The 11,896-nt window shown below is 59.2% G+C and carries 9 protein-coding genes; 5 read left to right on the top strand and 4 right to left on the bottom strand.

From position 1 onward, the window contains the following. Positions 1–53 precede the first annotated feature (53 nt). Both AAGD24_RS18490 and AAGD24_RS18485 read right to left on the bottom strand, forming a co-directional pair. Positions 54–1,262: an OmpA family protein gene (locus AAGD24_RS18490; RefSeq protein WP_379865907.1), complete on the bottom strand. Its 1,209-nt coding sequence runs from the start codon at positions 1,260–1,262 to the stop codon at positions 54–56. A 147-nt stretch (positions 1,263–1,409) separates the two neighbouring features. Next, positions 1,410–3,740, bottom strand: a complete 2,331-nt coding sequence (locus tag AAGD24_RS18485; protein ID WP_379865905.1) for an ATP-dependent helicase — start codon at positions 3,738–3,740, stop codon at positions 1,410–1,412. Between the two features lie 183 nt (positions 3,741–3,923). Between AAGD24_RS18485 and AAGD24_RS18480 the strand changes: the two genes are divergently transcribed. The 3 genes from AAGD24_RS18480 (at position 3,924) to AAGD24_RS18470 (ending at position 7,216) form a co-directional block, all read left to right on the top strand. Then, positions 3,924–4,301, top strand: coding sequence for a DUF2237 family protein (locus AAGD24_RS18480; protein ID WP_007153822.1), 378 nt, complete (start codon positions 3,924–3,926; stop codon positions 4,299–4,301). Positions 4,302–4,305: 4 nt separating this feature from the next. Further along, positions 4,306–6,447 carry a tRNA(Met) cytidine acetyltransferase TmcA gene (locus AAGD24_RS18475; protein WP_379865903.1) on the top strand — a complete coding sequence of 714 codons (2,142 nt, stop codon included), beginning with the start codon at positions 4,306–4,308 and terminating at the stop codon, positions 6,445–6,447. 73 nt (positions 6,448–6,520) lie between these two features. Continuing rightward, a complete protein-coding gene (locus AAGD24_RS18470) occupies positions 6,521–7,216 on the top strand; it encodes an ankyrin repeat domain-containing protein (RefSeq protein ID WP_379865902.1) in 696 nt (231 codons plus the stop codon). An 18-nt stretch (positions 7,217–7,234) separates the two neighbouring features. Here the strand turns inward: AAGD24_RS18470 and AAGD24_RS18465 are convergent, their stop codons facing one another. Then, on the bottom strand, positions 7,235–8,338 hold the full coding sequence (locus tag AAGD24_RS18465) for an enoyl-CoA hydratase/isomerase family protein (protein ID WP_007153825.1): 1,104 nt from the start codon (positions 8,336–8,338) through the stop codon (positions 7,235–7,237). 195 nt (positions 8,339–8,533) lie between these two features. Between AAGD24_RS18465 and AAGD24_RS18460 the strand changes: the two genes are divergently transcribed. Beyond that, on the top strand, positions 8,534–8,872 hold the full coding sequence (locus AAGD24_RS18460; RefSeq protein WP_007153826.1) for a cytochrome c: 339 nt from the start codon (positions 8,534–8,536) through the stop codon (positions 8,870–8,872). A 12-nt stretch (positions 8,873–8,884) separates the two neighbouring features. On the opposite strand, the gene ppnN is transcribed toward AAGD24_RS18460, so the two are convergent. Beyond that, positions 8,885–10,279 carry a nucleotide 5'-monophosphate nucleosidase PpnN gene (ppnN, locus tag AAGD24_RS18455; protein WP_379865900.1) on the bottom strand — a complete coding sequence of 465 codons (1,395 nt, stop codon included), beginning with the start codon at positions 10,277–10,279 and terminating at the stop codon, positions 8,885–8,887. Between the two features lie 161 nt (positions 10,280–10,440). Between ppnN and thiI the strand changes: the two genes are divergently transcribed. After that, a complete protein-coding gene (gene thiI, locus AAGD24_RS18450) occupies positions 10,441–11,895 on the top strand; it encodes a tRNA uracil 4-sulfurtransferase ThiI (protein WP_379865898.1) in 1,455 nt (484 codons plus the stop codon). Position 11,896: the final 1 nt, after the last annotated feature.

The following is an 11,896-nucleotide window of genomic DNA, read 5'->3' as shown; positions in this document are numbered from 1 at the left end:
GCTCTGCTACAGGATGTCTGTACAGGAACTCTTTACAGGAACAACGTCGACGTTTAACGGCGAACCTGAATGCGAGCCTCAACCCGACGGTTCTCCGCGCGGCCAGCGGCGGTCTCGTTGCTGGCAACCGGCTCGGACTCACCGTAACCAACCGCATTAACACGGTCTTCACTGATGCCCAGGGCATCGGTCAGCCGGGTGGCAACAGCCTCAGCACGGCGCTGGGACAGGAAGCGGTTGTATTCCGCCTCGCCAATGCTGTCACTGTGACCGGCAATTTCCACGTTGGTTTCCGGATACTCGAGCATGAAATTGGCGACGCGGCGAATTTCATTGTCGAAGGCGTTGCCGATCACTGAGCTGTTGGTCGGGAACTGTACGTTCAGCTCGATGGTTTCGACGGTTTCAGTTACGCCTTCACAACCCATGGCATCCACGTCTGCGCCTGCAGTCGTGCCTGGGCACTGGTCCGCGCTGTTAACGACGCCATCGTTGTCGCTGTCCAGCTCACAACCACGGCTGTTCACGCTGGCGCCCGCCGGTGTGTTCGGGCACTGGTCCATGCTGTTGGCAACGCCGTCGCCGTCGTTGTCACGCTCACAGCCGTTACTGTCAACGCTTACACCTGAAGGTGTTCCGGCGCACTGATCGCGGCTGTCGGGCACGCCATCGTTGTCACTGTCTGCCGCTTTGCGTGGCGCGGGTTTCGAGTCCGCTACGGTGCGAGAGAAGGCGAAACTCAGGCCAAGGGTTGCCTGGGTATCGAAGGTGCTCTCATCAATACCATGGAACTCGCGCAGGTCCGCGCGGATGGAAACGCTGTCACTGACGTTGTAGCGGAAGCCCGCCCCGACGTTGACCCGCGTTTCATCGTGATTGGAACCAGCGGTCTGGTAGCTCAGCACGTCGTCGCCGAAGTCCGCGTGGCCGGCACCGGCTGAGACATACGGATTCCAGGCTTCATCCTGGCCGGCAAAGTAATAGAGGCCGTCCAGTCGATACTCTTCAAAGTCGCTGCTGCCATTCACGTATTTACGATCTGCATCCGCCTTGGAATACACGCCTTCCACGGCCCAGTTGGGGTGGAAGCGAAACTCCGCGCCAATGCCCAGGGTGCCGGTTTCACTCAGGTCGCGCTTGTCGTCAAACAGCTGGAAGCCGGCAAACGGGTTCAGGTAAATGGTTTGCTCGCGTTCGGCGACCGCGGGTGTCGCCAGGGATGTCGTCAGGGCCGCAATGGCCAGTGGGCGCATGATGTTCATGCAGAACCTCCTGTTCGATTATCGTTATTTAAAGCACTCACGTCGTACTTTCGCATAAAGCATTGCTGCAGCGTACTTACGTGAAATTTAAGTCAGGGGATTCAAAAAAACAAAAAAAGAGGGCCAGTGTTGCGTCCGCAATTGTACTCAGGCCCTTGATGACATGGCGGTAAAATACAGATGGGCACTTTTCTTGCTGAAATTCAGGGTGTCACCGTTGTCGAAAGCGACTTCGAAAGATCGTTCGTCCTCCCCCGTCACTGAGCCCGGCCCGAAGATGGCATGGCTGAGACGGGGTCTTGCCCAGAGCGGTGTTGTCTCTTCGATCGTCGCTTCCGCACTTGTTTGCAGTGTGACGCCTTGAAGGTTTGCATAACGAAGACCGGTCGAGGTCAGTGGCACGGTTGCAGTGAGTGTGGCTGCACTGTCGGTGGCCTGCTTGTCCAGCCAATGGCCAAACTCCCTAGATAGCGGAAAACACAGCTCGTCCATAAACCGGCTCGGCCCCTGGTCGCCGTCAAGATGCCGGTTTTCGCTGAATGGGCGGGTGATCAGGTGGAGTTGATTCCGCGTGCGGGTCATGGCGACGTAGAGCAGGCGGCGTTCACTCTCCAGGAAGGCCTTGGGGTCATCCTGCGCCCGGGGACTGTACGGCAGGTATTTCTCCTGCAGTCCCGGCAGAATAACGGTCGACCACTCCAGGCCCTTGGTTCGGTGGATGGTGGAGAGTAAAGCGCCGCCCCGGCGATTTTCGCCCGCCTGTTTCTTCAGCGCCTTCAGGTGTTCCAGCGCGGCGTCAACGCTGACATCAAGTCCTGACAGGTACAGCCGGAAGCCGCGGATGGTCTCGATGCGCTCGTCCGCAGTTTCATGGGTCAGGGCCAGGCTGCGAATGCCCTCGTAGAGTTCGGTTTCCTCCGCATAGCGGGAAATAAGGTCTGCCACTGAGCCTTTGAAGCGCTCCAGCTGTGCCAATGTTTCCCCCAGCTTGCGGAGCTTTTTGGCCGCCATGGGGGCCAGTGCGTCAAAGTCCATGGCCAGCAGCCGTTCATGCCAGCCCTCGCCGAATCCAGCCAGGAAGCGAGCCAGTTGTTCGAGTTCGGGTTCCTTGAGGCCAACATGGGGGAAGCGCAGTAATTGCCGGGCAAACTCAAGCCGGTCGTCGTCCGGCAGGTTGCGAATCCGTCCCGATACCACCATCAACAGGCTGGTGATGGCCTGAACCTCGCGGCTGAACAGAGCACCCTTCCCGGCGTCGATGCGGTAGGGCACCTGTCGCGCGAGCAATTTCAATTCGATAGGAACGCTCTGGCTCCACACTCTGAACAGGATCGCTGTGCTGCCCAGGGTCTCCTCGTCCATGGGCTGGAGCAGTTTAAAGACGACGTCGCTGTCGTTTTCATGCTGGTGCAGGGTAATGCCGGTCGCGGGTGTGGTTGGATGGGAATGACAAAGCACATTCTTGCGACCGGTGTTGTGGCAGATCAGATGATTGGCCAGCAGCGCCACCTGGTGGCCATACCGGAAGGTATAGCTCAGGGTTTGCTCCAGTGGGCTTTCGAATTCCTCGCTGAAGCGTTTGAGAATGAAATCGGGCCTGGCGCCCCGGAACTCGTAAATGGTCTGGTCCGGATCGCCCACCACGGTGACCCGTGCACGGTCGCCGGCCACGTATCGCAGCAACAGATGCTGGATTTCGTTGGTGTCCTGATATTCGTCCACCAGTACCAGATCCATCTTGTTCCCGACCAGCCGCTGTAAGGGTGGGTTCTGATGGATGGCCATCACCGGCTCGTAGAGCATGTCGGCGTAGCTGATACGGCTCTGGGATTTGCGCCACTGTTCAAAGCTGTGGAACAGGTCGATCAGGTAGCGGTGCTTGTCGGAATAGCCCAGTTCCTCGAAGACAATATCCACCGGAGACAGGGTGGTTTTTACCAGATCGATGAAGTTGACGGCGGTTTCGACAAAGTCTTTCTTGTTACGGCGGATCTCGTCAGCCAGGTCCTCGGGCGCCAATCGCCGCGTAAGCTGCCAGGCCTGGTAGCTGATTTCCTGGTCGGTGAGGATCTTGTCTGAGAATCCCGGAAGGAAGCCTTCCCGCACGAACCGTTTGTACAGCCGCAGCCCCATGGCGTGGTAGGTGCGAATTTCGGGAGTGGCAAGTGTCAGGTGACGGGTTACTTCCTGCAATTTGTGCTCGAAGTCCACCCGCGCGGCGCGGTTAAACATCAACACCAGCATGCGGGCCGGGTCGTGCCCCTGTTGCAGCAGGTAGCGAATGCGCCAGGCCAGTGTTGATGTCTTGCCACTGCCTGCCACAGCGGTGATCACCGCATGTTCAAAGCCAGCAGTGATGATGGCTCGCTGCTCGTCGGTAAGGTAATCCGGCAGCGTGGTCGTTTCGAGGTTTTGGGGTGGGCGTCGCATGGCGTGTATTGTACCGGGCTGCTGGTAGTGCTGATACCAGTCCGACATAATTGCGAGCCAATGATAGTTTGTTGGACGATAACTCATAGGTGAGATCGTGGGCTGGGGGATGCACTTTCAAAACTGTGCGGAGCCATGGATGGCGGAGCCCAAGCGCCACATGGATGTGCTTGAGCGTGTTTTGAAAGTGCATCCCCCAGCCCACTTCCTCAAAGCTAGAAGGTCTCGATTATGAATAAGTCTGAGCCAGTCAACGTATTGGGCGAGAAACTGGAAGTATGCGGTACGGATCCGGAGACCGGGTTTTATCGGGATGGGTGTTGCAACACCGGCCCGGATGACCTGGGGGCCCATGTTGTCTGTGCAGTCGTCACCGATGATTTTCTGGAATATTCCAGCGCCCAGGGGAACGATCTCAGCACACCAAGACCTGAATTCGGTTTTCCCGGTTTGAAAGAAGGCGATTCCTGGTGCCTGTGTGCCTCCCGCTGGCAGGAGGCGTTTGAGGCCGATAGTGCGCCGCGTGTGAAGTTGCGTGCGACGCATCGTTCAGCGTTGAAGTATTCAAAGCTGGAAGATCTTAAGCGTCACTCCGTGGATTTGAGCTAAGTGAATGGCGGATCAAATCGGGCCTGATTTGTCCGGGTGGCAGGAACTGCAAGCCAGATTGCGGGCTGCCGGACATCGGCGGTTGGTGGTTTTAGACGGGGATCGCACCGCCTCTCTCGCGTGGCTGGGGGAACTTCTTCCAGCGTTGTCGGTAGCGCCAGGGATCTGGACTGGGCCGGTTGAGGATCAGCCGGAATCCTCGCTGACCTCGATCAAACCGGTTGAAGGACGTCGCTGGTTGGGACAGGAACTGGCTTGTGTAGTCTGGGATGGCTGGCGGGGGAATCCGCCGGACGGCTTTGCGGCGTTGTCGGGAACACTTGCGGCCGGTGGTCTGTTTTTCTGGCTGATGCCAAAGCTGAAAGAGTGGGGCGGTTTCGACGATCCGGATTACCGGCGTACCGGGTTGGATGGAATCGATCAGCATCCGTTTGCGGCTCGTCTGGCGGGGGTTGTGGCCGGTGATCCTGATATTATTCGCATTAACCCGTCTGTTGACCCTCAGCCGCCACTGCCAACGGTTGTACCACCCGGCAATGCCTTCCGGGTAGGCGCTACCGATGACCAGCGCGCGCTTGTGGAAGAGGTGGTTCGAACGGGGCTGGGGCGGCGTCGGCGACCGCTGGTGGTGACGGCGGATCGGGGGCGGGGTAAGTCTGCAGCCCTGGGCCTGTCGGCGGTTCGTCTTCTGAATGAAGGGCGGCGGCGCGTGATTGTGACGGCGCCAGGGCCGGATGCGGTGAAAACATTGTTTCACCACGCCCGCCTGGCCTGCGGACAGGCCTCAGATCCTGGCATGGGCACGGACAATGTTGCGGTGGGCGATCAGGGGCGGCTGGAATATTGGCCCCTAGATCGGCTGCTTGCCGAAAAGCCGGAGGCGGAGGTGGTGATGGTGGATGAAGCCGCCGCCATACCGGCAGACTTGCTCAAGCAGATACTGCTGGGCTGGCCGAGGGTGATATACGCTTCCACGGTGCATGGCTATGAAGGTTCCGGTAGAGGCTTTGCCATCCGGTTTCGCTCGGTGCTGGATGCCGAAACGCCTCAATGGCGCAACACATCGATTACGGCGCCCATACGATGGTCTGGCTCTGACCCCCTGGAGCCGTTGACGCGTCGGATGTTTCTGCTGGATGCCCAGGCGCCATCCATCAGTCAGGACGATGTGAATGTCGCCGTTGAGCGCTGGAACCCGGGCACCGCGAAAGACAGTGAATTGGAGGAGGCCTTCGGTTTGCTGGTGGATGCCCACTACCGTACCTCTCCCGGTGACTTGCGCCAGTGGATGGACGACCCGGCTGCGGTGAGTTGGCGCCTGACGCGCGGTGGTGTTCTGGTCGGCGTGCTTTGGGCGACGGTGGAAGGGGGGCTGGACAGCGAGCTTGCAGAGCAGGTCATGTTGGGCAAGCGCCGCTTGCGGGGACATCTTTTGCCCCAGTCCCTGGCCACCCACAGTGGGTTTGCCGAGGCAGCCTGCCAGCGCCTGTTGCGCATCGTGCGGATTGCCGTGAGTGCCGAGGTTCGCGGTGAGGGGCTGGGTCAGACACTGGTGGCGGCTGCGAATGATTATGCGTGCAAGCAGGGACTGGACGGTATCGGTACCAGTTTCGGCGGCAACGCCGGACTGTTGTCGTTCTGGCAGCGGTGCGGGTTGGAACCAGTGCGGCTTGGCCTGAAGCGCGAAGCCAGCAGCGGCGAGTATCCCCTGCAGTTGCTTGCCGGGGTGTCTGCACAAGGTAAGGCGTTGACAGACCATTTGCGTCGCAGGTTGACGGAGCACTGGCTCACCCTCGTGCCGCGCAACTGGGTGGATGCAGAGCCGGAGTTGATTCTGCGGATAACCTGCAGCCTTCCCGCTGGCAGACCGCTCAATAAGGATGACTTCAGGGACCTGCACAGTTTTGCCAATGGCTATCGGGGCTTCGATCTGGCCTTGCCGGTACTGAGGCGGCTGTCATTGCAGGCAGGCGTCGTCAACGAGGTGACTGACGAACGTTCGCGCTCCCTCTGGGCCAGGGCGGTGCTACAGGACTGGTCGTGGCCCGATCTGCAGGCAGACGGTGAATGCGTGGGTCGGGAGGCAGGCGAAGCGGAATTGCGCTCTCTGGTGGGCGATATTTTGCAGAAGCGGCCCGACTTGTGAACCGCTCGCTTTCATTGCCGCCCGCGACTGACCAGAATATCCGCGAAAATAAATCAACAGAGACTGAATCACCATGGCCCAGGGAACCGGCACCATCCTCCTGAGATTTCTCGCCGCGCTGGTCGCAGGCGCGCTGATGACAGCGTGCGCGACGGGCGAAGATCCATCCAACCTCAAGCAGCGTCGGGCGTCAGTAGCGGACACGCCCTTGATGGAAGCGGTCAGTAACGGAGATCTTGAACGGACCGAGTCGCTTGCGGCCTCTGGTATGTCTTTGAACACATTAACCGAGGCCGGCACACCGCTTTCGGCTGCGGTCTGGGCGGGTGAGGACCGAATTGTCTGGTTCTTGCTCAGCGAAGGCGCCGCGCCGGATCTGGCGCCAGAAAGTGGCGTAACGCCGTTGATGATTGCCTCAGAGGATGGTCACCGGCGGATCGTGCAACTGTTGTTATCGGCCGGTGCCAGCGTAAATGCATCGGACGCTGAGGGGACAACGCCGGTGATCCGTGCCGCCCGTAACGGTCATCTTTCCGTGGTGAAAGTGCTGTTGGCCGCCGGGGCGAACGTCAATGTGAATCAGGGCGGCCATTCGCTGTTGATGCACATTGTTGAGGGCGGGGACTTACTGACCGCCGAGATGTTGCTGGCGGCGGGTGCAGACGTTAACTATCGCGGTAGCGATGGGCGGACGGCGCTGGATCTGGCGCGGGCCAGCAACAACCGGGATATCGAGATGTTGCTGATCCAGGCCGGCGCCGAGCTATGACACGGGCTCACTGACCTTTCAGCGCAGTGCCATGGGGTCGTTGCTGTCGTTCAGTTCCGGCTCGAAGTGTTCTTCAACCACAGCGTCAGGCACGTCCCTGACGGTCGGGAAAGACCAGGCGGGCTTGTGATCCTTGTCGATCAACCTGGCTCTGATACCTTCCCGCAAGTCTGGTCGCCGGGTACAGCGGGCGGCCATGGTGTATTCCATCCGGAAGACGTCCTTCAGTGACATTTGCTGCGCCTTCTTTAGCTGGGTCCAGACCAGCCAGGCGGTGACCGGGCAGCCGTTGCGCAGGTTATTCACGCAGCCTTGCCACCAGTCGCTGTCGATCTCCGCCGCCAGGAGATTCTCAACAATGGCCGGTAGCTCATCGCCTGCGCTGAGCCTGGCGATGTCCTGCTCATGCCGCGCCAGTTCACTGGTTGGCAGTGCCCTGTAGTCGGGATGCTCAAGTTGCTTGACGAGCCGGAACAGGCGGTTGTCATCCGCCGCTGATTCACCGGTCCAACGCTCCTCTTTCAAGCGCTCGATCAGTGAATCAACCTGATCTGGCAGGATGGCCATGTCAGCAAGGCCGACCCTCAACACGTCAGAGACATTCAGCCGGGCTCCGGTCAGCCCCATGAACAAACCGATGCGGCCTGGCAGCCGATTGAGGAACCAGCTCGCACCGACATCCGGAAACAGGCCTATGGTGATCTCCGGCATAGCCAATGTGACATCGGGCGTTACCAGGCGGTAGCGGCAGGCGGAAAAAATGCCGAGCCCACCACCCATCACCACGCCGTGGCCGATGGCGATCACCGGCTTGGGAAAGCGGTGGATGGTGTAGTCCAGGCGATACTCACTGGCAAAGAATTCGGCCGGTGCGTCCGGGTCTTCGTCACCGGAAAGGGCGCCATAGAGTTCGCGGATATTGCCACCCGCGCAGAACGCACGTTCACCGGCGCCGCGGAAAATAACCAGGCTGATGTGGTCGGCTTCGGCCCACTGATCCAGTACTGCCTGGGTTTCGCGGATCATCGACGCGGACAGGGCGTTCAGGGTGGCAGGGGAATCCAGGGTGATCAGACCAATGTTGCCTTCCCTGCACGCGATTTCCTGAACCTGAATGGACATGTCGACTTCTCCGCATCGAATGGGGTGATAAATGGTGGTTACAGGTGATGGGAATAGTGACGTAAATGATGTCCGGCTACGTACGGTTTATTGATCCATCACATTTGAGCTTTGTTCCTGCTGTGCTATAAATTCGTGCAACTTGCGCACCGGCAGGGTCCTGTCGGGCTATAAAACGATGAGAGGGTAAAACCAATGAGACTGAAATACCACACCCTGGCTGCCGTGTTTGTGTTGGGGGCTGCCGCTCCCGCAGTTACCATCGCCGCTGGTGATGCTGAGGCCGGTAAAACCAAGGCCGCCGTGTGCGCAGCCTGCCATGGCAAGAATGGCATCGCGGCCATTCCGGGTTACCCCAACCTGGCAGGGCAAAATGAGCAATATCTGGTGTCCTCGCTCAAGGCGTACAAGAACAATCAACGTAACGGTGGCCAGGCCGCCATCATGCAGGGTCAGGCGGCGGGCCTCAGCGATGAGGACATTGCCAACCTGGCTGCTTATTACGCCAGCCTTCCGGCGGGTGGTGGGGAATAATCCCCATCACCGTCAGGGCATGGCAGGCGTTGCTTCGCTGATAATTCGGTAACTGGGTTCGTAAGCGCCGGAACCGGGCAGCTTCATCCGGTCCTGGGCGACGAACTCTTTCAACATCGCTTCCAGGGGAGCCAGTAGTTCCGGGTCGCCGGATATTTCAAACGGCCCTTTGGCCTGCACGTGGCGTATGCCGCTTTCCTTGACGTTGCCGGCGACGATGCCGCTGAATGCCTTGCGCAGGTTGGCGGCAATCAGGTGAACTGGCTGATCACGGTGTAGCTCCAGCGCCCGCATGCTTTTGTGGGTGGGCTCAAAAGGCATTTGGAACACCGGGTCGATCTTCAGCATCCAGTTGAAATAGTAAGCGTCCTGCATGGCCCGGCGGAAGGTTTCCACGTCCTTCATACCCTGTTTCATGGTATGGGCGACTTTGTCCGGATCGTCGATGATGATCTCGTACTTGCTGGCGGCTTCATCGCCCAGCGCGTTGCGAATGAACTGGTCTATCATCTCGAAGTATTCCGCGTTTTCCTGCTGGCCGGTAAAGACGACCGGGAAGGGCAGGTCGGCGTTGTCCGGGTGCAGCAGGATGCCCAGCAGATAGAGAATTTCCTCGGCGGTACCCACACCTCCGGGGAACACAATCACGCCGTGGCCCGTCCGAACGAAGGCTTCGAGGCGCTTCTCGATGTCCGGCATGATCACCAGCTCGTTAACTATCGGGTTCGGCGCTTCGGCACCGATGATGCCCGGTTCCGTCAGGCCGATGTAACGGCCGTTTTTTACCCGCTGTTTGGCGTGGCCAATGGTGGCGCCTTTCATTGGGCCTTTCATGGCGCCAGGGCCACAACCGGTGCAAATGCTCAGCCCGCGCAGGCCTAACTGGTGGCCCACTTCCTTGCTGTACTGATATTCGCGCTCGTTGATGGAGTGGCCACCCCAACACACCACCAGGTCCGGATGACGCCCTGCCTGCAGCACGCGGGCGTTGCGGAGAATGTGAAAAATCAGGTTGGTGATGCCCTCAGGGTCGTCCCGGCGCAGTCCCTCTGCAGACTCGGGGATGGAATAGGAATAAATGATATCCCGCAAGACCGAAAACAGATGTTCCCGAATGGCGCGCAACATCTGCCCGTCCACAAACGCATGGGCCGGCGCATTGACCAGTTCCAGTTTGAGGCCGCGTGGTTGTGGAATCAGGCGAACGTCGAAGTCGGCGTGGGCTTCCATCAGGGTTTTGCCGTCGTCGGTTTCAACGCCCGTATTGAGCACGGCCAGGGCGCATTGCCGGAATAGCCGGTACAGGCCCCCTTCGCTTTTGTCCTTAAGTCGGTTGACTTCAAAGTTGGAGAGGATTTCCAGGCTGCCTTCTGGAGAAACCAGGGCATTGATGGTGGATTCGGTCATGAACGGAAGAACTCCTGAATGTGCTGCGGGCCCTTGGCGATAGGGCGTTCCTTTCTGTTTCAGTATAGCGGGTCTCGGGAATGCCCGATTTTGAGGCAAACCGTGAAACCGTTACACTAAGCGCTTTACTGTAATTACGCTACCCGACAGACATCCGATTTATGAAACTCCTTATACGCCCCGCCGCTGAAGTGGCCATCAAGAGCAAACCCGTTCGCCGGCAACAGATGCGGCACCTGCGGCAAAATATCCGCAAACTGCTGGCACGCCTGGACGACGATATCCACGTTGAGGGTTCCTGGGACCGGGTGGATGTGGCGATCCCTGACGGGCGTGGTTTGGCTGGCCCGGTGATAGATGAGTTGGGTCGTATTCCGGGGATTTCGACCATCCAGGAAATCGGTGTCTTTCCCTGGGTAAGTATGGACGACGTGGCGGAGCAGGCAGTAACGGCCTATGCAGACCGTATCCGCGGCAAAACCTTTGCGGTTCGGGTCCGCCGACAGGGTAATCACGAATTTCGCTCAATTGACCTGGAGCGTTTTGTTGGAGCCGCCCTTTTTGAAGCCTCCGAGCCCAAGGGCGTAGACCTTCGCAACCCGGATATTGAAGTGCGTCTTGAGGTCCACGAGGACCATTACCACATTGCCCACCGCAAACACCGTGGTGCTGGCGGCTACCCGTTGGGCGCGGTGGAAACGGTGATGACTTTGGTGTCCGGTGGTTATGACTCCTCGGTGGCGGCCTACCTGATGATGCGTCGGGGGCTTCGCTCCCATTTCCTGTTTTTCAGTCTCGGTGGCCCCGCCCATGAAATTGGCGTGCGCCAGGTGGTGCATTATCTGTGGGATCGTTACGGAGCCTCCCACGGCGCCAAGTTCATTTCCGTGCCCTTTGAAGGCGTGGTGGCTGAAATCATGCGTTCGGTTAACCATCGCCACTGGGGGGTGGTGCTCAAGCGCCAGATGCTGAAAGCCGCTTCTGAAGTTGCTGCCGCCAATAATGCCTCGGGCCTGGTGACCGGTGATGCCGTGGCGCAGGTGTCCAGCCAGACTCTGTCAAACCTCAACGTGGTGGACCGGGCCAGTAACGAGGTGGTGCTAAGGCCGCTGATCTCCATGGACAAGGAAACCATCATCAACATCGCCCGGGACATCGGTACTGAGCCGTTTGCTCGCACTATGCCGGAGTACTGCGGTGTGATTTCCCGTAAGCCGGCCACCCGTGCCAAGCTCCATCGGGTAGAGGAAGATGAGGCTGCTATGGACGCCCGCGTATTGGAGCAGGCCATCGCCAGCCGTCAGGACACACCGGTCAACCGCCTTCTGGAAACCACCCGGACGCCAGAAGAGGTGGAGCTTGTTCATACACCGGCGGTGGATGATGTGATTATTGACGTGCGCCACCCTTCGGAGGGGGAGCAGTCACCGCTGCAGCTCACCAGCAATCAGGTGATGGAGATACCGTTCTACGAGCTGAATGAGCGGATCCAGTCCATGCCGGACGACAAGCAGTACCTGCTGTACTGTGACCGCGGCACCATGAGCCGGATGCATGCCTGCCATCTGAAGGCCGAGGGGCACACCAATATCAAGGTGTACGCCCCTGCAAGTTGAT

The organism is Marinobacter sp. M5B, from assembly GCF_042604615.1.
GTDB lineage: Bacteria > Pseudomonadota > Gammaproteobacteria > Pseudomonadales > Oleiphilaceae > Marinobacter > Marinobacter salarius.
Note: the sequence above shows the minus strand (reverse complement) of the source record. Positions and strands in the feature narration are given on the sequence as shown.

Excerpts from the sequence above, each read along its gene's own strand:
- AAGD24_RS18490 (WP_379865907.1), bottom strand. The coding sequence starts at position 1,262 with ATGAACATCATGCGCCCACTGGCCATTGCGGCCCTGACGACATCCCTG.
- AAGD24_RS18485 (WP_379865905.1), bottom strand. The coding sequence starts at position 3,740 with ATGTCGGACTGGTATCAGCACTACCAGCAGCCCGGTACAATACACGCC.
- AAGD24_RS18480 (WP_007153822.1), top strand. The coding sequence starts at position 3,924 with ATGAATAAGTCTGAGCCAGTCAACGTATTGGGCGAGAAACTGGAAGTA.
- AAGD24_RS18475 (WP_379865903.1), top strand. The coding sequence starts at position 4,306 with ATGGCGGATCAAATCGGGCCTGATTTGTCCGGGTGGCAGGAACTGCAA.
- AAGD24_RS18470 (WP_379865902.1), top strand. The coding sequence starts at position 6,521 with ATGGCCCAGGGAACCGGCACCATCCTCCTGAGATTTCTCGCCGCGCTG.
- AAGD24_RS18465 (WP_007153825.1), bottom strand. The coding sequence starts at position 8,338 with ATGTCCATTCAGGTTCAGGAAATCGCGTGCAGGGAAGGCAACATTGGT.
- AAGD24_RS18460 (WP_007153826.1), top strand. The coding sequence starts at position 8,534 with ATGAGACTGAAATACCACACCCTGGCTGCCGTGTTTGTGTTGGGGGCT.
- ppnN (WP_379865900.1), bottom strand. The coding sequence starts at position 10,279 with ATGACCGAATCCACCATCAATGCCCTGGTTTCTCCAGAAGGCAGCCTG.
- thiI (WP_379865898.1), top strand. The coding sequence starts at position 10,441 with ATGAAACTCCTTATACGCCCCGCCGCTGAAGTGGCCATCAAGAGCAAA.